General features: G+C 62.4%; 24 protein-coding genes. 4 read left to right on the top strand and 20 right to left on the bottom strand.

Annotated elements, in window-relative coordinates:
• Positions 1 to 365: 365 nt before the first annotated feature.
• The 5 genes from EWU68_RS09790 to EWU68_RS09810 all read right to left on the bottom strand — a co-directional run bounded on the left by EWU68_RS09790 (position 366) and on the right by EWU68_RS09810 (position 5,546).
• On the bottom strand, positions 366 to 1,484 hold the full coding sequence (locus EWU68_RS09790) for a PLP-dependent cysteine synthase family protein (RefSeq protein ID WP_129315951.1): 1,119 nt from the start codon (positions 1,482 to 1,484) through the stop codon (positions 366 to 368).
• 181 nt (positions 1,485 to 1,665) lie between these two features.
• Positions 1,666 to 2,640 (bottom strand): TauD/TfdA dioxygenase family protein, encoded by a 975-nt coding sequence (locus EWU68_RS09795; RefSeq protein ID WP_129315952.1) that lies wholly within the window; start codon positions 2,638 to 2,640, stop codon positions 1,666 to 1,668.
• 10 nt (positions 2,641 to 2,650) lie between these two features.
• On the bottom strand, positions 2,651 to 3,559 hold the full coding sequence (locus EWU68_RS09800) for an ABC transporter permease (protein WP_129315953.1): 909 nt from the start codon (positions 3,557 to 3,559) through the stop codon (positions 2,651 to 2,653).
• A complete protein-coding gene (locus tag EWU68_RS09805) occupies positions 3,556 to 4,458 on the bottom strand; it encodes an ABC transporter ATP-binding protein (RefSeq protein WP_129315954.1) in 903 nt (300 codons plus the stop codon). The genes EWU68_RS09800 and EWU68_RS09805 overlap by 4 nt, the downstream gene beginning before the upstream one ends.
• Complete coding sequence (locus tag EWU68_RS09810; RefSeq protein ID WP_129315955.1) at positions 4,455 to 5,546, bottom strand: ABC transporter substrate-binding protein; 1,092 nt, start codon at positions 5,544 to 5,546, stop codon at positions 4,455 to 4,457. The genes EWU68_RS09805 and EWU68_RS09810 overlap by 4 nt, the downstream gene beginning before the upstream one ends.
• A gap of 409 nt (positions 5,547 to 5,955) precedes the next feature.
• On the opposite strand from EWU68_RS09810, the gene EWU68_RS09815 reads away from it, so the two are divergent.
• On the top strand, positions 5,956 to 6,591 hold the full coding sequence (locus EWU68_RS09815) for a DUF1345 domain-containing protein (protein WP_129315956.1): 636 nt from the start codon (positions 5,956 to 5,958) through the stop codon (positions 6,589 to 6,591).
• A 57-nt stretch (positions 6,592 to 6,648) separates the two neighbouring features.
• Here the strand turns inward: EWU68_RS09815 and EWU68_RS09820 are convergent, their stop codons facing one another.
• The 15 genes from EWU68_RS09820 to EWU68_RS09890 all read right to left on the bottom strand — a co-directional run bounded on the left by EWU68_RS09820 (position 6,649) and on the right by EWU68_RS09890 (position 21,756).
• On the bottom strand, positions 6,649 to 7,581 hold the full coding sequence (locus tag EWU68_RS09820; protein WP_129315957.1) for a sucrase ferredoxin: 933 nt from the start codon (positions 7,579 to 7,581) through the stop codon (positions 6,649 to 6,651).
• A gap of 6 nt (positions 7,582 to 7,587) precedes the next feature.
• Complete coding sequence (locus tag EWU68_RS09825; RefSeq protein ID WP_129315958.1) at positions 7,588 to 8,796, bottom strand: cupin domain-containing protein; 1,209 nt, start codon at positions 8,794 to 8,796, stop codon at positions 7,588 to 7,590.
• Positions 8,780 to 9,037: a hypothetical protein gene (locus EWU68_RS09830; protein WP_193554046.1), complete on the bottom strand. Its 258-nt coding sequence runs from the start codon at positions 9,035 to 9,037 to the stop codon at positions 8,780 to 8,782. Before EWU68_RS09830 ends, EWU68_RS09825 begins: the two co-directional genes overlap by 17 nt.
• A 235-nt stretch (positions 9,038 to 9,272) precedes the next feature.
• Entirely contained in the window at positions 9,273 to 10,628 is a 1,356-nt protein-coding gene (gene dnaB / locus EWU68_RS09835) for a replicative DNA helicase (protein WP_129315960.1), read from the bottom strand.
• 290 nt (positions 10,629 to 10,918) lie between these two features.
• Entirely contained in the window at positions 10,919 to 12,067 is a 1,149-nt protein-coding gene (locus EWU68_RS09840) for a glycerate kinase (RefSeq protein ID WP_129315961.1), read from the bottom strand.
• Between the two features lie 22 nt (positions 12,068 to 12,089).
• Positions 12,090 to 12,494: a hypothetical protein gene (locus tag EWU68_RS09845; protein ID WP_129315962.1), complete on the bottom strand. Its 405-nt coding sequence runs from the start codon at positions 12,492 to 12,494 to the stop codon at positions 12,090 to 12,092.
• Positions 12,495 to 12,644: 150 nt separating this feature from the next.
• Positions 12,645 to 13,094 (bottom strand): 50S ribosomal protein L9, encoded by a 450-nt coding sequence (gene rplI, locus EWU68_RS09850; protein WP_129315963.1) that lies wholly within the window; start codon positions 13,092 to 13,094, stop codon positions 12,645 to 12,647.
• Between the two features lie 21 nt (positions 13,095 to 13,115).
• On the bottom strand, positions 13,116 to 13,352 hold the full coding sequence (rpsR, locus tag EWU68_RS09855; protein ID WP_048680746.1) for a 30S ribosomal protein S18: 237 nt from the start codon (positions 13,350 to 13,352) through the stop codon (positions 13,116 to 13,118).
• 84 nt (positions 13,353 to 13,436) lie between these two features.
• Positions 13,437 to 14,051 carry a single-stranded DNA-binding protein gene (locus EWU68_RS09860; protein ID WP_129316006.1) on the bottom strand — a complete coding sequence of 205 codons (615 nt, stop codon included), beginning with the start codon at positions 14,049 to 14,051 and terminating at the stop codon, positions 13,437 to 13,439.
• A gap of 89 nt (positions 14,052 to 14,140) precedes the next feature.
• The gene (gene rpsF / locus EWU68_RS09865) at positions 14,141 to 14,440 is read right to left on the bottom strand and encodes a 30S ribosomal protein S6 (RefSeq protein WP_129315964.1); all 300 of its coding nucleotides are present in this window, start codon (positions 14,438 to 14,440) and stop codon (positions 14,141 to 14,143) included.
• A gap of 400 nt (positions 14,441 to 14,840) precedes the next feature.
• A complete protein-coding gene (locus EWU68_RS09870; RefSeq protein WP_156265523.1) occupies positions 14,841 to 15,197 on the bottom strand; it encodes a TM2 domain-containing protein in 357 nt (118 codons plus the stop codon).
• A gap of 183 nt (positions 15,198 to 15,380) precedes the next feature.
• Positions 15,381 to 16,277, bottom strand: coding sequence for an ABC transporter permease subunit (locus EWU68_RS09875; RefSeq protein WP_129315966.1), 897 nt, complete (start codon positions 16,275 to 16,277; stop codon positions 15,381 to 15,383).
• Positions 16,278 to 16,280: 3 nt separating this feature from the next.
• The gene (locus EWU68_RS09880) at positions 16,281 to 17,363 is read right to left on the bottom strand and encodes an ABC transporter ATP-binding protein (protein ID WP_129315967.1); all 1,083 of its coding nucleotides are present in this window, start codon (positions 17,361 to 17,363) and stop codon (positions 16,281 to 16,283) included.
• 151 nt (positions 17,364 to 17,514) lie between these two features.
• Positions 17,515 to 20,010, bottom strand: a complete 2,496-nt coding sequence (locus tag EWU68_RS09885) for a DUF4878 domain-containing protein (RefSeq protein WP_162421482.1) — start codon at positions 20,008 to 20,010, stop codon at positions 17,515 to 17,517.
• A gap of 327 nt (positions 20,011 to 20,337) precedes the next feature.
• On the bottom strand, positions 20,338 to 21,756 hold the full coding sequence (locus EWU68_RS09890; protein WP_129315969.1) for a CCA tRNA nucleotidyltransferase: 1,419 nt from the start codon (positions 21,754 to 21,756) through the stop codon (positions 20,338 to 20,340).
• Between the two features lie 125 nt (positions 21,757 to 21,881).
• Here EWU68_RS09890 and EWU68_RS09895 point away from each other — a divergent pair, with 125 nt between their 5' ends.
• From EWU68_RS09895 to EWU68_RS09905, 3 genes are all read left to right on the top strand, one after another.
• On the top strand, positions 21,882 to 22,382 hold the full coding sequence (locus tag EWU68_RS09895) for an NUDIX hydrolase (protein WP_129315970.1): 501 nt from the start codon (positions 21,882 to 21,884) through the stop codon (positions 22,380 to 22,382).
• A gap of 65 nt (positions 22,383 to 22,447) precedes the next feature.
• Positions 22,448 to 24,082: a murein biosynthesis integral membrane protein MurJ gene (gene murJ, locus EWU68_RS09900; RefSeq protein WP_129315971.1), complete on the top strand. Its 1,635-nt coding sequence runs from the start codon at positions 22,448 to 22,450 to the stop codon at positions 24,080 to 24,082.
• Between the two features lie 72 nt (positions 24,083 to 24,154).
• Positions 24,155 to 25,585, top strand: a complete 1,431-nt coding sequence (locus EWU68_RS09905; protein WP_129315972.1) for a discoidin domain-containing protein — start codon at positions 24,155 to 24,157, stop codon at positions 25,583 to 25,585.
• Positions 25,586 to 25,753 lie beyond the last annotated feature (168 nt).

Raw genomic sequence — 25,753 nt, forward strand, 5'->3', positions numbered from 1 at the left:
GGCCGGGACCGGGGGCCGCCGACGGATTGCGTTCGGTGGTGGTTACCCGATTCGGTGCCTGTGCCCCCTCGGCGTTCGGTGGTGGTTACCCAGCTGGCCAGCCGTGGCCCGGCGTTCGGTGGTGATTACCCGATTCAGAGCTGGCTTCCGACGTTACGTGGGGGTTTGGCAGCCACCTTACAACGGAAAACGCCTCCCAGTCGGGTAACCGCCACGCGACCGTGGCGCGCAAGGCCACGACGTCGCCACCACCCCAGGCCATTCGGCGCGAGGTGGCAATTTTGAGCGAATTTGAGCCTCAAAACTGCACAAAACTGCCACTTCGGCCCGGAACGCAGTAGGCCCGGAACGCCGCCGCAGCCTGGCTAGAGCCGGCCCGTGCGCATGAATTCATCGAGTCGCGCGGTGTGGGCGTCGACGTCGAACCCCTCCTCGCGCAACCAGTCGGCGTTGTAGTACTTGTCGAGGTAACGGTCGCCGCCGTCGCAGATGAGTGCCACGACGCTGCCGCGCTCCCCGGCCGCAACCATGTCGGAGACGATCTTCAGGGCGGCGTAGAGCCCGGTGCCCGTGGATCCGCCCGCTTTGCGTCCGATCAGGCGGTCAAGCAGAACGATCGCCGCGATGCTTGCGGCGTCGGGGACGTGCATCATGCGGTCGATACTCGCGGGCATGAAACTGGCCTCCATGCGCTGGCGCCCAATCCCCTCGATGCGGGACCCCCTGTCCGTGGTGGCATCGGGATTCTCGTCCCGCCAGCCGGCGAAGAACGCCGAGTTGTCCGGGTCTGCCACGCAGATGCCCGTGGTTCGGCCCGTGTATCGGACGTACCTGGCCAGAGTGGCCGAGGTGCCGCCCGTCCCGGCGGTGGCCACGATCCACGCGGGTTCGGGGTGCGGCTCCAGCCGGAGCTGGTCGAAGATCGACTCGGCGATGTTGTTGTTGCCGCGCCAGTCGGTCGCCCTCTCGGCGTAGGTGAACTGATCCATGTAGTGCCCGTCCGTCTCCCGGGCCAGATCGGCGGCAACGGTGTAGACCTGGTCGGGACTGTCCACGAAGTGGCATTGTCCGCCGTAGGACTCGATCAACTCGACCTTGCGAGCGCTCGTCGTCTTCGACATGACGGCGATGAACGGCACGCCGATCAGACGGGAGAAGTAGGCCTCCGAGACCGCGGTGGACCCGCTCGATGCCTCGACCACCGGCCTGTTCGGGCGGATCCACCCGTTGCACAGGGCGTGGAGGAACAAGGACCGGGCCAGCCTGTGTTTGAGAGATCCGGTCGGATGGCTGGATTCGTCCTTGAGGTACAGGTCGATGCCCCACTCCTCGGGCAAGGGCACACGGATCATGTGCGTATCTGCCGAACGCTGGGCGTCGGCCTGCACAGCCTTGATGGCTTCGGCGGTCCAGCGCCGGGCGTCATCGCTGTACCTGTTGATGTCTTCCACCACGGTCGAGCGACCGGGATTTTGGGTAGTCATGGGAGTTGTCCCTCCGTGCGACCTGCAACTCGTTGAGATAGTTACACATCGTAGGGCCAACGGCGCGGAATACGGCGGAGGCCCACGGCCATTTGCCTCCTGACCGGGCGGAACGACCGCACCCCCGCCGTATCCCTGCGGGCTGGACCCCGCAAGCTGAGAACGGACGACGACCGCTCGATCAGGGTTCCACGATCTGCGAGTAGTCCGAGGAGTCGCCTTCCACCGAGTAGCTGCGCTCCCCTTTCACGTTGACCGGAACGTCCCCGGCAACGGTGATGCGGTTGAGCTTCCGGGGCTGTCGGTCGTAATTGTCGATGGCGTAATGCTGGGTGATGCGGTTGTCGAACAGGACCAATTGTTCGGGCTCCCACGTCACTCGCACCACGTATTCCGGCTTGGTCACGTGTCGTTGGAGGATCCGCAGGATGTCCAACGATTCCTCGGCGGTCACCCCCAGGATTTTCAACCGTTGGGCAAAGGCACCGATGAACAGGCCGCGTTCACCGCTGAGCGGGTGGACCCTCACCACCGGATGCACAGTGCGGAACGCGGAGGACACGAATTGTTCCTGATAGCTCCGCTCCGCATCCGAGGTGACGCGGTCGGGTCGGACATAGTCCGAGTCATTGCTGTGCACCGCCCAGAGTCGTTCCGCGAATCCTCGCAATTCCTCGGGGAGGTCGGCGTAGGCTGCGGCCGCGTTGGCGATCAAGGTTTCCCCGCCGTACTCGGGCAGGACCACGCTGCGCAGGGTCGAGAGCTGGGGAGGATTGATCACGAAGGTGACATCCGTGTGCCACTTGTTGGCGACCGAGGACTCGCTGTCCACGGGAAGCACATTGCTGGAGCTCTGCCCGGTAAAACGTACCGTCGGATGTGCCGCCGTGAGTGGGCCGAAATGCTCCGCGAATCGTGACTGTTCCTCGTCCGTGGTCAGCCCGGTGTTCTTGAAGACGAGCGCCTTGTGGCGGTTCAGCAGTTCCCGGATGCGAGCCACGGTGTCGGGGGCGAGTTCGCGGCTGAGGTCGAGACCTCGGATCTCGGCGCCGATGTGTTGCCCGAGGGGCCGGACGCTGAACCCGTGGTCGGTCGCACCGCTCGTACCGGTCGTAGAAGTCGAGGTGGTCTGCGACGTCGTGCTGGTATCGGTCATGGGATTCTCCTTAGAGGGTCGTGTTCCACCGGGAGACCCGGCGTTCCAGGGCGACGAGGGCGCTGTTGACGATCAGCCCCAGGAGGGAAATGGTCAGCACGCCCGCGTACATCTGTGGGATGAGGAAGCTGTTCTGGCTCGAGGTGATCAGGAACCCGAGTCCGGATTTGGCTCCGACCATCTCGGCCGCCACGAGGACCAGGATCGCCGAGGAGCCGGCAATGCGGATCCCCGTGAAAATCGTGGGAACGGAGGCCGGGAGGACCACCTGCGTGAACAGCTGGTACCGGTTCAGTCCGAGAGTCATACCGGCCCTGATCAGCAGCGGGTCCACGGTCTTGACGCCGGCGGCCGTGTTGAGCAGCACGGGGAAGAAGGCGGCGTAGACGACGATGGTGACCTTGGACAGTTCCCCAATGCCCAGCAGCAGCACGAAAACCGGAAGCAGGGCCAGTGCCGCGGTATTGCGGAACACTTCGAGGAGCGGATTGAGCGTTTCGTACAGCGCGCGGTACCACCCGATGAGCAGTCCCAGCGCGATCCCTGCGGCCGTCGCAATCGCGAATCCGACGATCGATCGGGCGAAGCTCGCAGCGAAGTGTTCCCACAGTTGTCCCGACACCAACAGCTCCCACCACGCCAGGGCGACCTCGTGGAAGCGAGGCAGAAATACCTGGAATGCCGGCGACCCGAGCAGTGGGGCAAATTCCCAGAGAAGTATGAAGGCGAGAATCGCGTACGAGCCGCGGAGTCGCGCGCGCCAGGCGGGCGCCGCCCGCCGTGAGGGTCCGGGTGTTCGACCCGCGCCGGACCGCTTCGGGTTCCGCCGTTCCCTCGACCCGACTCCGGGCGTCGTCCCGGACGACGTGAGGGTGTTCGTTCGCGAGTCGAGGGGTTTCTCGGTCGTCGTCGTGCTCATGAGGGGTTCCTTTCAAGGCGGTGCGCGTCTCCGGTCGGGCCGGCGATGGAGAGGTCGTGGGTTGCCGGAACGTGGTGAGCATCCGGATCCTCGGGGGCTTCGGCCAGGTGGTCCCGCCCGTGGAGAAGCTCCCAGACGCGTCGTCGGTGGGTGATGAACTCCGGCGTCGATCTAGGATCCGTACCGGCCGGGGGTTCCGGACGGTCGACGTCGACGACCGCTTTCACCCGTCCCGGCCGTGCCTCGAGCACGACGACGCGTTGGCCCAGGTACACGGCTTCCTCGACCGAGTGGGTGATGAACAGAACCGTGGTTCCCGTGCTCTTCCAGAGCCGGAGCAGCTCCGACTGCAGGAGTTCACGAGTCTGTGCGTCCAACGCCCCAAAAGGTTCGTCCATGAGCAGGATTTCGGGCTGGTACGACAACGACCGAGCGATCGCCACCCGCTGTTTCATCCCGCCCGAGAGCTGATGCGGGTAACGGTTCGCGTAGTCCTTGAGACCCACGAGCTCCAAATATTCCCTGGCCAAACGGCGCCTCTCCGCCCGGTGACGACCCCGACCGGCAGCTTTGAGGGCAAAGACGATGTTGTCCAGCGTGGACTTCCACGGAAGCAGGGCATACTGCTGGAAGACGACGCCGCGGTCGCGCCCGGGCCCGTTGATCGGCGTCCCGTCCACGAGAATGCTGCCGGAGGTCGGTGTCGTCAGCCCGGCTACCAGGTCGAGGATGGTGGTCTTTCCGGAACCGGAGGGACCGACCATGGTCACGAATTCGCCGTCGTGGACATCGAAGTCGACTCCTTCGACGGCGGTCGCGAGGTGCCCCGGTACTCGACGCGAGCCCGGTACTTCAAAGATCTTGTTCACGTCGCTGACGCGGATCTTGGCGCTGGTCATGACGATGCCTCCTTCGACGGTGTGGTGTGGATCAGTGAATTGGTGAAATAGCGGCGCGGGGAGGGCGGACCGTTGAGGATGTGGTTGTCGCGCAACCAGGTTTCCCACCGCGAGAAGTCCTCCGACTCCATCACCCCGCCGCGGGGCAGGCCGGTGGACTTCCAGTACTTGAGCGGGGAGGGGTCCTCTCCCCTGTCACGCTCGGAGACGATCCGCGTGAATCGTTCGACCACGGCTTCCCGGGGCTGATCGTTGGCCCAACGGATAGCGCGGTCGACCCCTTGCGCCAACTCGGCGGCGGTCTCGGGATGGTCATCGATCCACTCCTGCCGCATGACCATCTGCCCTGCGGGGAAGCTTCCGAAGAGGTCGACGTCGCGCCCCAGCGTTCTGAGGGTGCCATGGTCCATGGCGACGTCCTGAGCGATCCCGTCGATCACCCCCGCGTCCAGGTGCCCCCGAATAATGGATATCTCGAGGTCGCTCGGCGGGATGGGGACGAAAGTAATGTCGCTGATTTCCTGCGCGTTCAGGCCGCTTGTCGAGAGAAATTCGTAGAGGAAGGCTTCGGAGTGGGCTCCCAGCGTGTTCATGCCCACGGTCTTTCCGATCAGGTCTCGCGGTGAGGTGATGGGGCTCTTTTTGTCCACGAATACCCCCACGAACGTTTCGTCATCCGAACCGTAATAATTGGATACCCCGCGAATATCAATTCCTGCTTCCACCAATTTGATGACTGCACCGGAAAAAGCGTGGCCGATTTCGGCGTCCCCGGTCGCGACCGTCTGAATGTCCTGGGGGCCGCTCGTGGTGCTTCCAATATGTTTGAGGGTGACATGGGGGATGTACCCGAGATCCTGGGCGAGCTCAGCGAACAGCACCGTCTGGGGCCAGCCTTGATAACGGACGACGTCGCTGCTTTGGGCGGCCTTCGCGTCACCACCACAACCCGTGAGCAGCGCCCCCGAACCCAACGCCGCCAGGGAACCGAGGCCCAGAAGCGCAGTTCGCCTCGTCAGGCCTCCATCGAGGGACGGCGACGGGTCCGGTCCATGGCGTGAGGCAAGACCCTTCGGGAAAGATGGCATGGTGTGTGACCTTTCGCCCGAGACCCGAAATCCTCAGGTCCCGGTGACTGCTCGTGATGCATGAGTGATGCGTGGGCGCTTTTTACAATTCCTGCTGTCCAACAGGTATTGATTGAGGACGCTAGAGGAGCCAAAAAAGCCCGGTCAACGGCCTATTCACGCGGAGACTCGCAGGGAAATCCGTCATGGAATGCAATAGTTGAACGGGCGCTGACCAACGCCGTTTTCCCGTCGCGGAAAAGGGGACAAAGGACGGTCAATACGAATTATGTGGAGTGGTGTTTCGGCGGTGACGTCATGCGCCGTCGCGCAAGGACATACCCGAAAGTCACTCCCGGAGAGCGACTCACCGGAACGGCGACGAGTCCGGCCCCTCCTCAGCAGCGGTTGTGGAAGATAGCCTGAGACCATGCGCAGGCTTCTTCCGCTCTCCGCCCACGTACGTCTCCTGTACTCCCTTGTTCTGGGGATTCTGGTGGGGTTCTTCACGACCCTCGGCGTGAATGTGTCCTGGGGCGTTCTGGTGGGCCTGACCGTGGTGGCCCTGGCATTCGTGGTTCTGAATTGGTTGGTTCTGTGGCCCATGGATCCGGATCAGACGCAAAGACATGCCATGCGCGAGCGGTACAACCCGGTCTTGGAAGAACTGTTGATCACCATCGTCGCTGTCATCAGCATGGTGGGACTGGTCATGGTGATGGTCATCGACGATTCGGGGTACGGATCCCTTGCCGCACTCGTCGGATTGGCCGGGGTGTTTCTCGCCTGGGCGATGCTTCACGTGATGTATACGACCCAGTATGCTCACGTCTATTTCAGCGGCCATGAGTCCGGCGGCCTGGATTTCGGGAAGCCCGGAAAACCCCGTTACATCGATTTCCTCTACTTCAGTTTCATGGTCGGGATGACGTACGGAACCACCGACGTCGGGGTACTGACCACCACGTTGCGTGCCTTTGTGCTCCGCCACGGACTGCTGTCCTTCGTCTTCGGAACGGTGATACTCGCGACCGGTGTCAGCCTCGTGTCCGGGATCTTTACCTGACCTTCGCCTGCCATCAGCAAGCAGCGGGCCGGAGCGGTGCTTGCCGTCCGCCCGAGGTCACCGCGTCCCAGCATCCACCGGCCGGACACTCACGACGCCGATCCTGGAGGCCACGGCCCTTTCCAGGCCGCGGCACGTCAGGTATTCCGGATCTGACCGGCTCACACGCAGACCGACGTCGAGGTCGGTCTGGTTCGGTCGTCGGCCGCGGACACGCACCGTCCACAAGCCGTCGTCGACCGCAACGTCCGCGATCGTGTAGTCGAACCGGCCGGCAGGACCGTTGCGGTTCAGTGCGGCGCGGATCGCCGCCTGCTCCATGGGCCCATGGTCCGTGTATCCGCGCAGATATTCGCCGACCACCCGGCCCGAGAGGTAACGGTCGACGACGCCCACCGCCGAGTCGGCGTCCACGTTTCCGTAGTAGACGCCGTCGGGAACGAGGAGAATATTCGCGGCAAAACGGTCTCCACCGACGTGTGTGCATTCCCAGACGCACTCGGGCCACCGTTGGTCCAGGGCAGCCGCCACCGGCCGCCCCCGGATGGCACAGCAGACGTCGTGTTGGCCGTGGGCACAGACCAGGACGAGCGGGTTCTGCACGGCCCGCGAAGATGCGGAAGCCTCCGTACACCGTTGCAAGGCGGAGACGATGCCGAGCAAGTCCGAGTCCTCGCTCCAGGTCCCCCAGAGTTGTACCAGGTTCCCGGGCCCGCCGAGGTGCATGACGGCCCAGTGTGCGCTTCCTTCCCGGGCCCGCTTTCCGTGTCGCCTGATCAGCAGGATCCTGGCGCGAAGGGCCCGGGCAGCATTGAATACGTCGGTTTTCACGTCCGGATCGAGGTCGAGCCCGTCGAAGCCGTTAACAGGCCAACCGCCGCGGTATTCGATGAGTACCCAGTATGTTCCGCGGGGTGCCGTGCCACCGATGGAGTCACCGCGTTGCCGGGCCGCATCGGCGCAGCGGGCGGGGAATGATGACGCCGACACGACAGATCAGTGGGCAACCGGCACGAGCACGCCCGCTCTGACGAGACGTTCGGCGAGGTCGACGCCGAGGTTCCCCGCAGTCGTGATCCGGGCCGCGACCAGGGCACGGACATGCTCGAGATCCTCGTCCGAGAACTCCAGCCAGCCCACGCGGGTCCACAGACGTGAGCCGTCGAATCTCGCATCGAGGCTGTCGCGCAACTGGAGTGGCGTCTCTGCGGTCAGGTTCTGCAACAGTTCGTGCTGTGCCAAGGGCCCCAGTGGTCCGGGCCGGGCTTGGGAACGGTGGACTCGGGCCAGGTCAGGATAGGGATCAGCTTCCGGCACCGCGGAGAGGATTGCTTCCTTGACCATGTCCAGATCCGCCGAGTCCGGGGCGTCGATTCCGAGCGGCAGGCTGGCGCGCATCCGCGGATCGTCGCGCAGGTTCGCCAGAACCGAGGCGACCACCTGTTCGGCGACGGCGTATCGCGTCCTGTTGTGGATGCCGAGAGTCAGGTGGATCGATACCTCACCTTGGGCCGTGGCCGCGTGCAGCCACCCTCGAGGCAGGTAGAGCGCGTCTCCCGGCTCGAGGACGGCGTCGATGTAGGGTTCCCCAGCGGCCGCGGTGGCCACCGCATCCCGACGATCGGTCCATGGCTGGTCCCGCAGAGGGGAATCGAGAACCGGTTCGTGGATGACCCATCGCTTCGTGCCTTCAATCTGGAGGACGAAGACGTCGTGGACGTCGTAGTGGTCGTCAAAACCTTGATTCTGAGGAGGCGTGATGTAGGCGTTCGCCTGGATCGGGTTCGCGAGTTCGGAACCGAGCCGGGCCGAGAAATCGCCGACCGGTCCCCACGTTCTCTGGAGTGCCTGGAGAACCAGGGTTGCGCCGTCGTCGAACTGGCGCCACAGGGCCGTGTCATCGAGCTGGTCCGCAATCGTGGCCCCCACACCGGCCGGCCCGGTGAATGAAGAGGTAGGGAGAGTCGACCCGTCCTTTGCCACGCGCAGAAACGGTGACCGCAAGCCACGACGTGAGATGAGCTCGTCCACGGCCCGGCCCGAGAAGAGGTCGGAGAAGTCGCTCGCGCCCTTGGAGAGCAGGGCTCGTTTGCCCCAGACCTCGCGGGCGAAGGTGTCTTGGTCGCAGTTCGTGAGCAGAGAGTCCAACACCCCGGTCCCTGTTCGGGATCCGGGGCGTTGGGAGGTGCTATCGAAGGGATTCAAGAGCGGTCGGCTCCTCCATCGGCTCCGCCGTCGTGAACACCCGGGGTACCGGCAGCTCCGCCGTCAGCAGGACCCTCGGCCCCACCATCAGCACCACCGTCGTGAACACCCGGGGTACCAGCAGCACCACCATCGGCAGGACCCTCGGCCCCACCATCAGCACCACCATCATGAACACCCGGGGTACCAGCAGCACCACCATCGGCAGGACCCTCGGCCCCACCATCAGCACCACCATCATGAACACCCGGGGTACCAGCAGCTCCGCCGTCAGCAGGTCCTTCGTCTTCGTTGAAATTGTTGTTCGACTCAGTCATGGTTCCTCCTGAACTCGTTGACAAGAGCGGGACTCACAGTGGGTGCCGGCAAGGCGCCAGCATCAGTGGAAACGAGTCGCTCACTTGTCAGGCTACTCGTGAACCTGCCCTGAGTGAACGGGGCAACATTTATCTCTTGCCCCAAGGCACGACCGCGGCCTAGAACCCGCCGCCGTCGTTGGCCATGTTGGCGAACCGGGAGTAGTGGCCCTGGAAAGCAACGGTGATCGTCTTGGTCGGACCGTTGCGGTGTTTGGCAACGATCACGTCGGCTTCACCGGCTCGAGGCGATTCCTTGTCGTAGATGTCCTCGCGGTGCAGGAGGATCACCATATCGGCGTCCTGCTCGATCGACCCGGATTCACGCAGGTCCGAGACCATCGGTTTCTTGTCGTTGCGCTGCTCCGACCCACGGTTCAGCTGGGACAGGGCGATCACGGGAACCTCGAGCTCCTTCGCAAGGAGTTTGAGGGACCGAGAGAATTCGGAGACCTCTTGCTGGCGGGATTCGACGCGCTTGCCCGACGACATGAGCTGCAAGTAGTCCAGAACCACCAATTGCAGGTTGTTCTTCTGTTTGAGTCGGCGGCACTTCGCTCGGATCTCCATCATGGACATGTTCGGTGAATCGTCGATGAACAGCGGCGACTTGTCCATGCGGCCCATGACTTCCGCGATCTTCGACCACTGGCTGTCTTCCAGCGAGCCCCGCCGCAGGTCGGAAAGGTTCAGGGAGGCTTCCGCGGAAAGCAGTCGCATGGCGATCTCATTGCGGGACATCTCGAGCGAGAAAATGACGCTGGCCATGTTGTGGTGGATCGACGCCGAACGGGCGATATCCAGTGCCAAGGTCGACTTGCCGACGGCCGGACGGGCGGCGACGACGATCATCTGGCCACCCATGAGACCGTGGGTCAGCTCGTCCAACTCGTAGAAGCCGGTCGGCACGCCCTGCATACCATCCGTCTTGTCACCGTTCGCCTCGATCTCCTCGACCGTTTCGCCGATGATCTCCTTGAGGACCACGTAGTCCTCGGAGGTTCTCCGTTCCGCGACCTGATAGACCTCGGCCTGCGCTTGGTTGACGACGTCGTCGACTTCGCCGTCCGGGGTGTAGCCCAACTGGACGATCCGCGTGCCCGCCTCGACCAGCCGACGGAGCACGGCGCGTTCGCGCACGATATCGGCGTAGAAGCCGGCGTTGGCGGCGGTCGGGACAGAGGAGATCAGCGTGTGAAGATAGGCGGCGCCGCCGACTCGGCTCAATTCGCCGCGTTTGGTCAGTTCGTCGGCGACCGTAATGGCGTCAGCAGGTTCGCCCTTGCCATACAGGTCGATGATCGCGTCATAGATTGACTCGTGGGCGGGGCGATAGAAGTCGACCCCGCGCAGCACCTCGACGACGTCGGCGATGGCGTCCTTGGACAGCATCATGCCGCCGAGCACCGATTGCTCGGCCACATTGTCCTGGGGCGGCGTGCGCCCTACATCCTGCTCCTGGACCGCATCAGACATCGGTGGTGGTCTCCTCTTTCTGACCCTCGTGGTCACGCCCGGTGGGCATCACATCATAGTTCTTGTGGAAAACCTGTGTACAAGTTTCTTGCAGTTGTGGAGTCATTGGGGACAGCGCTGTGGACAAGGCCCTGCCACATACCGAAGACCCCGTCATTCCGCGCTCATGACGCCACACATCCTGTGGATAACAATCCCACGACCGTCCAACCATCACCCCTCACGTGAGGGTTGAACCTTTGGATTCTGCGGGTTGTCCTCAAGTTATCCACAAGGAGTCTACCGTTCGCTCATTCCATGTTCGAGGCGATCCGTCGCCCCAGCCTCCGAATGAGCGGCAGGGGTTCGGACAGACACCGCGCGACGTCGGGCTCCACATCGGTCAGCGCGTGGATCTCCTCGATGCCGACCCCGCGGACTTGGGCCGCGGACAAGTCCGTTGCCCCGCAGATCGCCACGGTTCGCACTCCCGCCTCGCGAGCCCGCTGGGCCACCCGCGCGGGCGCTTTGCCCTGGAGGGTCTGGGTATCGAAGCGTCCTTCGCCCGTGACCACGAGGTCGGCGCCGTCGACCGATCGGTCGAAACCGACCAGATCGAGCACCAGGTCGGCACCGGATTCCATCGTTCCGCCGAGCACCGCGAGGGAAGCAAAGCCCAGGCCACCTGCCGCGCCCGCACCCGGCGTTTCAGCGAAGGACCCAGCACGAACGCCCAGTTCCTCTTCCACGAGCCCCGCGAATCGGGAGAGGGCGTCGTCGAGGTCAGGTACATCGGTTGCGGCCACGCCCTTCTGCGGCCCGTAGACCGCGGCGGCACCCTCGTCCCCGCACAAGGGATTCGTGACATCGGAAGCGATCACGATCTCGGCCTCCGCGATCCGGGGGTCGATCCCCGAAAGATCCACGGTCGCCAATTCCTTCAGACCCGCGCCTCCGGGGCCGACCTCGTCTCCGGAATCCGTCAACAGTCGAGCACCGAGGCTGGCAATCATGCCCGCACCGCCATCCGTGGTTGCGCTGCCGCCGAGGCCGAGAATGATTCGTCGAGCCCCCTTGTCCAGGGCGTGGGCAATCAATTCACCGACGCCGCTCGAGCTCGCGTCCTTGCCGTCGGCGGTTTCGGTGCCGACCTCCGAGGCGGGAATCAGCCCGAGCCCGCAGGCTTCGGCGACTTCGAGGACCGCGGTGCCGCTTCCAGGATCGTAGGCGTAGACGGCCTCGGTGGGCCGCCCGAATGGACCAGTCACTCGGCATGTATGCCGTTCAAAGGATATGGACAAGGCGGCATCTGTCGTACCGTCGCCCCCGTCCGCCACCGGTACACACGTGATCTCGGCGTCGTCGAGCACGTCCGAGATACCCAGACGCAGGGCTTCCGCAACTTCGGAGGCCGTGGCCGAGCCTTTGAATTTGTCGCAGGCGATCACAATGTGTGCCATGAGTTCTCCTTGGTCGGTCCGGTCAGGCGATGGCGCTCGTCGCGAGCATGATCAGGATGAGGGGGTTCGTTGCCACGGAAATGATCAGGAGCAACAGGTTGAGGATCTTCCGGCGTCGGTACTTGAACAGACCGAAAAGGGCCAGGAAGCTCGCGAACGCTCCGGCGATCGAGGAGACCACCAGACACACCAGGAAGAACGCAAGGATCGAAGAGTTGGTTCCCGTATTTCCTGCAACGAAGCCGAGAACAATCAGGAGAACAGCGGCGATCCAGAACCCGGTCGCGATGACCAGCATCTTGGTGCTCGGGAGCAACGCTCTGCGCCCGTTCTTGCCTCGGCGCTTGCGCGGCGTCTCAGTCCGGGCGTCGTTCGTCGCTTCGTCCCACATGGTCTCCCAGTCGGACTGTTTGTCAGTGTGCGCCATGTACTCATCTTTTCATGCGAATCTCGGGATCGGATGTGACCCCCTGTCCGGGAATACAGCAATGCCCGGCATGTCCCCGAAAGGATATGCCGGGCATCACCGGATGCGCGGTGGAACACGATTTACGCGCTCCCCGCAGAGCCCATCGAACTAGGACGCAACAACGTCCAGTTCGACGCTCGCAACAACGTCTTCGTGAAGACGGACGGCCACGGTGTGGCGTCCGGTCTTCTTGATGTTGTTCTGGATGGTCACGGCCCGCTTGTCGACGGAACCGAGGCCGGCGGCCTCAATCGCTTCCGCGATCGAAGCAGGCTTGACGGTACCGAAGAGGCGACCCTCGGCGCCGGCCTTGACCGGGACGCTCACGACCGCAGCCGAGAGCTTCTCCGCCTGGACCTGTGCGTCCTCGAGGTTGTGCTGGGCACGTGCGGCGCGAGCCTGACGAATCGACTCGACCTGACGCTCGCCGCCCTTGGTCCACACCACGGCGAAGCCGCGGGGCAGCAGGTAGTTGCGTGCGTAGCCGTTCTTGACGTCGACGACGTCGCCAGCGGCACCGAGGCCGTTGACTTCCTGAGTAAGGATGATCTTTGCCATGTTCTTCTACTCTCCTTCTCTTTAGCGACCGGCGCCGGAGTAGGGCAGCAGAGCAACTTCGCGGGCGTTCTTGATCGCCTGCGCGATTTTGCGCTGTTCCTGCACGGTCACGCCGGTGACGCGACGGGCACGGATCTTGCCGCGATCGGAGATGAACTTGCGCAGGAGAGCGACGTCTTTGTAATCGATCTCAGTGACTTCAGCAGCCTTGAGCGGGTTCTGCTTTGGTTTGGGCTTACGAATTTCAGCCTTAGCCATCGTGGTGCTCCTTCATTGTTGTGGAGCCCGCAGGTTGTGTACCGCGGGATGGGTTATTGATTGGTTCGGAGGGTTGGCCCCGGATTAGAACGGCGGTTCGTCGTCCTGACCGGCGCTCCAGTCGTAGTTTCCGCCGGAGCTCTGGCCCCAGGGGTCCGCCGCGGGAGCCTGCTGGCCGCCCCGCGAATTGCCCTGGTTGAATCCGTTGCCGCCGTACCCGTTGGAACCCCCGGAGTTGCCTCCGAAGCCTCCCTGGTTGCCACCGGCGCCGTTGCCCTGGTTGAAGTTTCCACCGGGCCCGCCCTGGTTGCCTCCGAAGTTTCCTCCTCCGGAGCGCTGGTTGCGGTTGACCGACGCTGTGGCGAAGCGGAGCGAGGGGCCGATTTCATCGACGTCCAGCTCCATGGAGGTACGGCGTTCGCCCTCCTTGGTTTCATACGACCGAGCTTTGAGACGACCCTGCGCGATCACGCGCTGTCCCTTGGTCAGGGACTCCGCCACGTTTTCCGCGGCCTCGCGCCAGATCGAGCAACGAAGGAACAGGGCTTCCTGGTCCTTCCATTCGCCGGTCTGACGATCGAAAGTGCGCGGGGTCGAGGCGATCGTGAAGTTCGCGACTGCGGCGCCCGAAGGGGTGAACCGCAGTTCAGGGTCGGCGGTGAGGTTTCCGACAACCGTGATGATGGTTTCTCCAGCCATCATGACCTCCTGAGTCGTATTGAAGAGTGTCTCCAGTCAAGCACCGGTCGCGGTCCCTTGAGACCCCATCCGGTGAATGTGTGGAAACTTTAGGAGATCTTCTGCTCTTCCGGGCGGATGATCTTGGTGCGCATGATGGACTCGTTCAGGCTCAGAACGCGGTCCAGTTCCTTGGCAACTTCGGGATCCGACGTGAAGTTGACGACGGCGTAGATGCCCTCGGACTTCTTCTGGATCTCGTAGGCCAGGCGGCGGCGACCCCAGATGTCGATGTTCTCGATGGTGCCGTTGCCATTGCGGACAACGTCGAGGAACTTGTTGAGGGTCGGCTCAACGGCACGGTCGTCAACCTCGGGGTCGATGATGGCCATGAGTTCGTATTCACGCATGTTTGAACCCACCTCCTTTGGTCTTTGGCGGCTACGGTCTTTCCGCAGCAGGAGGTTCGCTTGCGCGTTGCCTGCGGGCTCGGGGGTTGGCCGAGTCGGCACAGACTTCACAGAGTTTACAGCACACAACGCCGCCTGACACCCACGGTGGGACGGAGTTCACGACGTCGTCGTCGACAGCGGCTCCGATGGGCGCTTTTGCCGGGGCTTTCGGGGCTCTCCCGGGACGGCCTCCGCGGTCGAGGTGGCAATCCCGTGCGGATTCCAACGCGAGACGGCACTTTTGTGCGGTTTTGGACCCAAATATCGCACAAATCTGCCACCTCGCGACGAAAACCGCACGGGATTGCCACCTCGGCCCGAAAACCGCACAAGGCTGCCACCTCGCCAGGAAAACCGCTCAGAAGCGACGACGATTGTTGGCGCGGGAGATCTCGGCCGCATTGATCAGGCCGACTCTGAACGGCATCGTGAACAGGTCGATGAACATCAGCAGACCCAGGAGAGCGAAGAAGAAGTAACCGACGAAGATCGGGGCCAGCAGCCATCCGAGACCGTGCAGGATCAGGTAGAAGATGCCCATGAAGGGCGCCCGCAGGTAGAACTTGTGGATCCCGAAGATCCCAAGAAAGAACCACAGGATGTAGGAGAGCAGAATGCTCTTCCGGACCACGTAGACGGGCCCCGGATTGGGACCGGGCCCGGATCCGTGATTGAAGTACTGGGGTGTGTGGTGTTCGGGGGTGGGGTGGCTCAAGGTTTCTCCTCCATGAATGGGTAATGGGCACGACGCCGGGTCGGTTCGGCCTCGCCCGCCGGTCGCAGGACCAGGTCGGGTTACCACCGCGTCCTTCTGCCCATGGATACAACGATGGCGACGGGTTTGTTCCCGTCGCCATCGTCACAGGGGTTCCGGAGCGATCCGGGTCCGGTCCTGCTTCTACTTCGGGTCACGCTGCGTGAAGGAGAAGTACCCCAGGATCAGGGGAACCAGTGACCACACCGCGTACCAGACGCCGGACTCCACGTACTTGGGGTCCTTCATCGGTTCGACCGGGTTGGTCAGGTTCGCCGCCAGGGCCGAGGGAATGTAGTTCTGGAAGTCCCTGACCCATTCCCACTGGAACGGCATGAGCAGCAACGGCAGGATGAAGAGCAGGACCACCAGGATCACGATCGCTCCGGCGTTGTTCCGGATGATCGCTCCGAGGCCGACGCCCATCCACGCCGTGAGCACGAAGACGACGATGAGACCAAGAATGTTCATCAGCGTCTGTTCTTCGAAGAGTTTGAACGTGATGTCCATGTCCGAGGTGGAAAGGACCCACTGCGTCACGGCCCAGGCCAGAACTCCCGAAACGATCGCGACGATCGCCGCGACGACCGTGATCTGCACGGTCTTGGCAACGTAGACCATGCCGCGCCGGGGCGAGGCCGTCAGCGTGGAGATGACCGACTTGGTACCGAATTCCGAGGCGATGAAGACCACGGCCATCGCGCCCAGGATGATGTATCCGAACACGTAGCCGGAGTCCACTGCCTGTCGGGCGAACTCACTCGGGTCACCGAGCTGCAGGTAGTACTCGGGGATCTTCTTTCCCCCAGTCATGGCCTCGTGCATCTGATCCGCGTAGTCCTTGGCCTGGAACGCGCTCAGCGCCGCGAAACCGATCATGATGACCGCAGTCACGATCATCAGGACCCAGCTGGAGACCAGGGTGCGGAACTTGAGGGACTCGGACCTCAACGCTCCGAAGAACGAGAGTTTGTACTTGGACGACGCCGAGCGCGCGGTGTCCGCGCCTCGGGGAGAATTCGTATCTGCGACAGTACTCATTGCTTACTTCTCCTCCTGGTTCCAGGGAGCCTGTTCGGTGGAGTGCGAAGGCTGGTAGTTCTCGCCCTGGCCGGTCGGGGTGGCCTCCGGCTGGGCCGCGGTGTGCGCGCCGCCGCCCGAATGCCCACCAGTGGATTCGGCACCCGCCGTCGAATTCGCGGCACCCGAGCCCAAACCGGCGTTCGGGTCCGAGGAACGGTACTCGACCGAGTCGCTGGTCATGGACATGTAAACCTGCTCCAGGGATGCCTGCTGAGGAGTGATTTCCCACAGCAGGACGCCTTGCGACTGGGCACGCTGGGCAACGTCGCGGCCATCGGCGCTCACGACGAGGGCACCGTCGTCCTGCTTGTTGACCCCCACCTGGTCCCTGCGAAGAGCCTCCGCGAAACCATCCGGGTCGTCCGTGCGCACCAGGACCTGGTCATCACCGGTCTGGTTGAGGAAGTCCTGAAGCGGCTGGTCGGCGAGGACCTTGCCCTGACCGATCACGATGAGGTGGTCCGCGGTCTGGGACATCTCCGACATGAGGTGGGAGGAGAGGAACACGGTCTTGCCCTGTGAGGCAAGGTAGCGGGCCATCTGGCGAACCCAGATGACGCCTTCGGGGTCGAGCCCGTTGACCGGTTCGTCGAGGATCACGGTGCTGGGGTCACCGAGAATGGCAGTAGCAATGCCCAGGCGCTGGCCCATACCGAGCGAGTACCCGCTGACCTTTTTCTTGGCCGCGCTGCTCAGTCCGGTGATGTCGATGACCTCGTCCACCCGGGAATTGGGGATCCCGTGAGTTCTGGCGAGGGCCCGTAGGTGGTTGATTCCGCTACGGCGGGGGTGCACGGCACGCGCTTCCAACAGGGCGCCGACCGAGGTGAGCGGCGATGACAGCTGACTGTATTTCTTGCCGTCCACCAGCGCCTGTCCCGCGGTGGGCCGCTCAAGGCCCAGGATCATGCGCATCGTGGTGGACTTGCCGGCACCGTTCGGGCCGAGGAATCCGGTGACCTTGCCCGGTTGAACGGTGAAGGAAATGTCGTCAACGGCGCGCTTGGACCCATAGTGTTTCGAGAGACCTGAGACCTCGATCATGGGGGCTCCTTTCCGGACCCGGAACACCCGGGTCCAACGTCGTCTGTGCCCCACCCTATAAGCAAAAACCTCCTCGCCCCCTGAGAATCCGGGGAACGAGGAGGATTTCATACCAGGGTATGAATGACAGTAGAGCTGTCTCTACCTCAGGTCAGTAGCCATCAAAGTCATGGCTGTCGTCAATCGACATGTCATTGGCTGAGATGTTGATCTTGAAGCTTCCGCTGATGGAACTTGTCGAGTCCCGTGACTTCCACTCGTCATCGTAGGACTTGTGCTGATAGTCGACCTTCGCATCTCCACTCTTGGTAGTACCGAGGTAGAGATCATGTGACGGATCGATTTCCTCAAGGTCGCTCGAGGACCGAGAGTAGATCGATCCAGCGGTATTCGAGAACCCATAGTCGGGATACTTCTTGATGCTCCACTGCGGGTCTTTGTCATCATCAGTGGATGAATAGGTCTTGAACCCGCATGCGTCGACTTCAAACTTCTTGACCTGTGTACACTCATCCAGCTTGGCGTTGGCCCGGGTAACGGCGTCGGCCAATGCTTGATCGGTCAGCTTCTGTTCGAAGGAAACCTCTTCAGACCCGCCGTCGATCGTCGAGTCCACCTTCTGGTCCGAGCCGTAGGTGATGTACTTTCCGCCCTCCGGTGCCGAGAACTTGTACTGACCCGGGAGCACAGTGAATGTCATGGTTTGAGCGGACGAGGAGTCGTCAGAACCGTAGAAACCGTAGGACGACGAACTGGGGCTTGGGGAAGCTGTCGCTGATTCCGGCAGTTTGACGTCCGTACCGTTGACCTTCACCGAATCCACTCCTTGAGGCACTTTGTACTCCACCGTTCGGTACAGTCCCGACTGATCCTTGTCGATTTCCCACGTGACAAGCCCGAAGGATCCGCCCTTCTTTCGCAAGTTCACATCGACGTCGCTGGTCTTCTGATCCTGTGTCACAGACACCTTGGCGACGGCCGTCTCCTTGTCATCACTGATCTTGACATCCTCTACGTCGTAGTCAGTGATCTTCTTGTCGGCCTTGTCATAGACGTCCTTGGTGAGCAAAGCCCTCTGATCGCTCTTAACGTTGGGATCAATCGTGTCGACGGCTTTCTCGACGTCACCCTTCTTGACCGCGTCAAAGTATTCCTTGACAACCTTGTCCGGGTTGTTAATCGTTGCGTTCGCAATCTTGACGCCTCCCAGAGCGAGCGCCAGAAGAAGGACGATGACGCCAACGACAATCGCCCCGACCTTAATTCGTTTTTTGGTCTTCGGATCCAAGGGCTTTGGTTCGCGGAGTTGTGCCTGCTCTGCCGCACCTCCACTCGCTGACCGGTTCGTCTTGTCGTGGGGGGCATCAGGCTCAGAGACGGTGCTCGTGCCCTCGGAGCCACCAGCAATTAATCCATCTGAAGCTCGAGGATGCCCGGAAAGAGCCAACAATGCGGGTGTTCCCATCAACCACGTTCTGGACTTCTCAGGAAGAACACGGGACAGTCCGAGCCCAGCGTAACGTGCAAGCGCCTCGACCAAGAACCCCCAGATCAAGAAAACGATGGGGGTCCACCAAGCCGGTCGAACTGTACCGCTACCACTCTCTCCGCTGAATGCTCCCCCGATGCCCACTGTTCCCATCCAGAGGATGACGAATCCAAGGAGCAGAAAGACTATGGGCATGACGAACCAACTCGATGTGGAAAAGGTCCGCGGGCGGCGGCCAAACCAGGCTACGGAGAGCAGGAGAATGCCGACCACGATGACAAGCCAGATCAGCATCGGCCATGCAGTCAGCCCATCGACGAAATCATCAGACCACAAGTACATCGTCGTATGGTCGCTACCTCCCACAGTTCCCCATGAAGACTGCACACCACTGATATGCCCCATAGCCAGGAGGTCGACGGCCCCAGGCCACCCGTAAAAGAGTGCCAGAGCACCAGATCCGATGCTCTCCCGTACGGCTGCTACGACGGACGCAACGATCGCTACGAGTGCGGTGACGGAGGCCGCGTAGGCCCCGGTTAGGTTGGCAGCAACCGCCACCCCAGGACAGAAGCGATGAATAACGTCGGACACGCGGTTCGGCATCGAGCCACTCGCTGACCGGCGCCCCCATACGGAAATCAAGGTTCCGAAGATCAGCGGGTAAAGTACCACCTGTGGGCTCATGGCGGTGAAGTGATACTTCACCGGCGACATGATCACCTCGATGCTTCCTCGCCCAGCGAGTGCAAGAGTGAGGATCACTGTGACCGCCACGAGCATGACTGCAGAAGCAAGCGCAGACAGCCAGATGCCCACGCTCGTGATGTGGTGACCGTTCCTCAGCTGCCACTTAGTCACCAAACGTGACGCAACAAAAAGGACGATTGCTCCAACCGCTGTAACCACAAGAGGCAGGATGTGTGCGGAAATTGTGATGGAATCGCTCGAGTAGCCGGTTCCATCCGTCAGTTTCCAGTGAAGTGTTCCGCCCATCGACATTGCGACGAGCTGGAAGATCAACGCCACGGCAGAGTACACGCCGGAGAAATCACCGAAGATTTGGCTGTAGTCGCCCACTTCTGCAGGAACATCCGACATTCCGCTCTTTATGCTGGCCACAAAAATGATCCCCAGGACCACGGATGCGATGAGCATGGAGACATACGTCCCGACAGCCACAACCAGTGACGTGGTCCAGGTTGAAGCTCGCGTCAAGACTCCTTTGGCCCCGTCTTGAGGCACTTGGCCGTTGGTCGCCTCATGCTTTTGAGTGCCAGACGATTCGTTTCGATCAGTGCCAGATCTCTGATCGGAATCCTCAGCGTCATTGCGCAACTCGGGGTCTTGGTTCTGGTCCTGAGGCTCGGAGTTCCCTCCGTCTGCCGAATGTGCCATGGGATACCTCTGAATTGGTGGTACGAGTGATCTTCACAACGTATCCACCAGTAAAGGGTATTTCCAAGTCAGTGCCCTAATTCCGCATCATGAGTCGTCGGAGGAGGCCCACCATTCTTTCAGGCGTCGTTCGGCCTCTTCCTCGCCGAGGGAACCTTCGTCCAACCGGACATTGAGCAAATAGTTATATGCCTTGCCGACCATAGGTCCCGGATCGATCCCCAGAATCGCCATGATCTGCTGGCCGTCGAGGTCCGGGCGCATCGAATCGAGTTCTTCCTGCTCGGCGAGTTCCCCGATGCGGCGCTCCAGGTCGTCGTAGGCGTGGGCCAGGCGCTGGGCCTTCTTCTTGTTCCGCGTCGTCACATCGGACCGGGTCAGACGGTGAAGCCTCTCGAGCTGCTCCCCCGCGTCCCTCACGTAGCGGCGAACCGCAGAGTCGGTCCACCCGGCCTCCCCATATCCGTAGAAACGCATATGCAGCTCGACCAGGCGCGCCACGTTCTTGATCGTCTCGTTGTCGAACCGGAGGGCGCGCATGCGTTTCTTGACCAGTTTCGCTCCCACGACGTCGTGGTGACGAAAACTCACCGCCCCGGTACCGTCCAGTTTCCGTGTGGCGGGCTTCCCGACGTCGTGCATGAGGGCCGCGAATCGCAAGGTGAAGTCGGGGGCGGGAACGGGGCCGTCGCCGTCGGTCTCCCGGTCCTTCGCCTGCATCAACACGGTCAGTGAGTGCTCGTAGACGTCCTTGTGGTGGTGCTGAGCGTCGGTCTCCAGCTTGAGGGCAGGGATCTCCGGCAGCACATAGTCGGCGAGCCCCGTGCTGACCAGGAGTTCGACGCCGCGACGCGGGTTGTCACCGTTGATCAGTTTGATCAGTTCGTCCCGGACCCGTTCTGCGGAGATGATACGGATGCGCTCGGCCATGTCCGTCATGGCCGCAACCAGGTCCGTGGACGGGTCGACATCGAGCCGGGAGACGAACCGCGCGGCCCGCATCATCCGCAAGGGATCATCGGAGAAGGAGTCCTCAGGCTTGCCCGGTGTGCGAAGAATGCCTGCCGAGAGGTCTTTGATGCCGCCATAGGGGTCAACCAGGTCCAGGCTCGGAAGCCTCAGCGCCATCGCGTTGATCGTGAAGTCGCGCCGGAAGAGGTCGTCCTCGAGCTTCCGTGCGAACGCAACCATGGGTTTCCTGGAGTCCGGGTCGTATGCTTCGGCGCGATAGGTGGTCACCTCGATCATCGCGTCACCCTTGCGCAGACCGATGGTCCCGAACTCGCGGCCTATTTCCCAGTGGGCATCGGCCCAGTCGCGGGCGACGTCGAGCGTCTCGTCGGGCGTTGCATTGGTGGTGAAATCGAGGTCCAGCGCCGCCGACCCGAGGAAGAGATCGCGCACGGGGCCACCCACGAGCGACAGCTCGAATCCTCTGGCTTCGAAGAGCTTTCCGAGGTCCAGGGCGGCAGGGTGAATGGATGAGCTGTCAAAGAGGTTAACCATAGTCCTTAAATCGTGCCAGAAAACCCCGCCATGGGGCGCTTCAAAGCGCAGAAGGACCCATTGAACAAAGGTCACACACGCGGTCTCCCAGCACGTGTCAAGGTGTGACTCTGTAAGGTGGACGTATGACTTTTCCAGTACCCCGGGCGCCGAAGAAGCGGGCATTCACCCCGCCTTCCCCCTTGCCCACGGTGGAAGAAGTCTCTGCCGGGGGTATCGTCGTCGATCTGGAGACCCCGGGACATCCTGTCGCGATCATCGCCCGCATCAACCGAGGGGGGCGCCTGGAGTGGTGCCTGCCGAAGGGACACCCGGAGGGCGAAGAGAGCAACGAGGAAGCAGCATGTCGGGAAATCGAGGAGGAGACCGGCATCGCGGGTCGTATCCTGGCCCCGCTGGGCTCGATTGACTACTGGTTCACCGTTTCCGGTCACAGGGTCCACAAAACGGTGCACCACTTCCTGCTGAAGGCTACGGGCGGCTACCTGACCACCGAGAAGGACCCCGACCACGAGGCGATCGACGTGGCATGGTCCGACATCGACGATTTGGGGCGTAAACTCTCGTTTCCGAACGAACGTAGGATTGCGGACATCGCTCGGGAATACATCATCCACCAGATCTAGAACCGCAGGGCTGGCTTTCCGGGCGGGTGCCGATCCGAAGAATTCATCGATAGGGCTTAGCAAATATGGCACGAACTGGTGCTCGTTCCAGCGCCATCATGGCCGCGGGAACCATGGTTTCCCGCCTCTTGGGCTTCGTCAAGACCATGCTCCTGGCCATTGCCATCGGAGCCTCGACGACGGCCGGCAACGTCTTCGCACTCGCCAACACCTTGCCGAACCTGATTTACGTGCTGGTCGCTGCCGGCGTATTCAATGCCGTCCTGGTCCCCCAGATCATCAAGGCGTCCAAGAAGCCGGACGGCGGCGCCGATTACATCTCCCGCCTTCTGTCTCTGGCGGTCATCGGTTTGTTCGTCATCACCGCGATCGTGGTCCTGTGTGCGCGCCCGATCATCACCATCATGGCCAATGGTTGGTCGCCCGAGAAGATTGATTTCGGCACGACCTTCGCCCTCTGGTGCTTCCCGCAGATCTTCTTCTACGGCCTCTACACCGTGGTCGGGCAGATCCTCAATGCGCGAGGCGCGTTCGGCGCCTACATGTGGGCTCCCGTGTTGAACAATCTGGTGGCGATCGTCTCGCTCCTGGTGTTCATTTTCATGTTCGGCTCGTGGGGCACCGCGCACCACGACCCGTCCAACTGGAACGCGAACAAGACGTTCTGGCTCGCCGGCATGGCGACCATCGGCGTCGCGGCCCAGGCGCTGATCCTGTTTATTCCCCTCAAGGCATTGAAGCTCGGTCTCGGCATCAAGCTGGGATGGCGGGGTATCGGTCTCGGCACGGCGGCCCGCATCGGAAGCTGGACCCTGGCGACCGGCGTCGTCGCCAATCTGTCCTTCCTGTTCCTGGCCCGTATTGCCACCAAGCCCGAGGGAGCCCAACAGGACTTCTCCCATCCGATTGCCGGCAACAACGTTCTCGACCAGTCCACCATGCTGTACCAGTTGCCGCACGGCGTCATCGGGCTGTCTATCGCCACGGTTCTCTTCAACCAGATGTCTCGCTTCGCTGACGAGAACGACGACGCCTCCCTGGTGCAGACCCTCTCCCGCGGTCTGCGCGTGGCTTCGGTCGCGACCATTTTCTGCGCGGTCGCCCTCGTGGTCTACGCCGGCCCGGTCGGCATGCTGTTCGGTGGTGGAGATCCGGCCCAGGGTGCGGTCATCGGACAGGTCATTTCGATCATTGCCCTCGGTGGGCCGTTCCTGACGATCGCCTTCATGATGGGGCGTGCGTTCTATGCCCACGAGGATGCCAAGACGCCCATGATCAACCAGGCGATCTCCGCGGTGATCGTGATTGTCCTGGGTTTCGCGGTCGGCAAGCTCCCGCCGCAGTACATCGTGTTCTGTCTTGCTGGGCTCTACGCGTTGCAGAATATTCTGGCCACGCTCCTCTTCCACCGGGGGCTGCGTCGCTGGCTCGGGGACTACGACCTCGGAAGCATCGTCAAGACTCACCTGCGGGTCACAATTTCCGCGATCGTTGCCGGCGTCGTCGGCTTCGTGGTCCTGCACCTGATGGGTGGCGCCGCGTTCGACGGCTTCGCCTGGCGCAACCAGATCACGGCCCTCGTAACGATTCTGATCGGTGGCTTGGTCATGGGAGCCGTCTACTTCTGTGCCCTCCGGGTCTTCCGAGTCCGCGAGCTGGACAGCATGCTCAAACCGTTGATGTCGCGTCTCGGCAGGTAATTCGGACCACTCGGACCGTGACGCCGGTATCATCTAACTGTTACTACGACCCAACTCAGCGCGGGGGTATTCTTGACGCAGGCGATTCAGCTCGGCACCGTACTCGGTGGCCGGTACAAAGTGACCGCTCAGATCGTTACCACCGCGGCGCAGGACCAAGTGCTCGACGGCAAGGACCAGGTCCTGGAGCGCAAGGTTTCAATTCTCGTTGCCAGCGCTGAGCACAGTGATCTTCTGATCGAGAATGCCCGTGACATCGCGACCGGTTCGCGCTCCGGGAGTCTCCAGGTCTTGGACCTCGGGCAATCCGACGAAGTGACCTACCTGATCACATCCCACGCTCCCGCCAACGATCTCCTGGATCTGCTCCTGACAGAGAGCCGGGAAGAAGAGGGCTCGGAGAACGAGGAACTCGGCGGCGAGATCTTCGGCGCGGACAGCGCACCGGCAGCGACGTCGTCCGACTACGAGCAGGTCGGCACGGTGACATCCCCCCAGGAAGAGGTCGCGCAGGACCACGCGGAAGAGACCTCCCCGGTCACCGAGTGGACGGATGCTGATTACGAGGCCTTCGGGGAGGAGCCCCCCGCGCGGCGTTCGTCCCAGTCCTCCCAGGGCGGTGGCACCCTCTTCGACCGTGCCGCAACCGACGTCGCCGGGGGATCCAGCGCGGCCGCTGCGGCGTCACTGCGCGACGAGGACAGCTCCTACGACGGCGACAATCGCTACCAGTACCAGGACGACGACTTCGCGCCGGCCGGGGACTACGGGAACTATGGGGACTACGACGAACCCGAGGAACCGTACTACGATGACGACGACGAATACTACGACGATCGTCCGCGTCGCCGAACTCCGGCGGGCGTGTGGATCACCGCCGCGGTCGTCGTCATTCTGTTGGTCCTGTTGGTGATCTTCGGGTTCAACAAATTGGGCTCCCTGGTTTCGGGCTCCAGCTCTTCACCCAGCGGGACCGTGAGTTCGGCCGAGAGTGGTTCCGAGTCCCCGTCCGAGTCACAGACTTCGACCTCGGGGTCCTCCACCAAGCCCGAAGTCGCGAACGTGTCCCGGGTGATCCCTGACAATCCGGACTTCATGTCCGACCAGGACTCGACCCTGAGCAAAGCTTTTGACGGCAATCCGTCCTCCTACTGGACCAGCTATGGGTTCTCCAATCCGAGCTTCGGTCAGCTGATTCAGGGGCTGGGGATCGCGGCCGAGTTGAAGGAACCGACGAAGGTCAAGCAGGTCACGGTCAACACCCCCAAGAGCAATGGCGGCCAGTTCACCGTCTACACGAGTGACTCCCCCAGCATCGACGGCGCGACCAAGGCCGGCGAAGGTTCCTTCTCCAACGGCCCGACCACCGTGGATCTGTCCGGCGACGCCGCGTCGAAAGACGCCAAGTACGTGATCGTCTACGTGACCCAGCTCCCGCAGGTCAGCCAGCCCATCGGCGGCTACAACTACGGTCTCCACGTCGGAGAGATCAGCGTGAAGTAGCCTCTGGGCACCGCCTTCTGATCTCCTGTGGAGCCGACCACGGGTCTCCGCGGGGTCGGCTCTTTCGATGCGGAATATTTACGGACCTCCTCAGGTTTCAACCATCAGATCATCGTAGGGGCCCGACGCCGGAGTGCGCGGGCCTTCTCGCACAGGCCAGCGCATGGC

This window comes from Rothia koreensis (assembly GCF_004136575.1).
GTDB lineage: Bacteria > Actinomycetota > Actinomycetes > Actinomycetales > Micrococcaceae > Rothia > Rothia koreensis.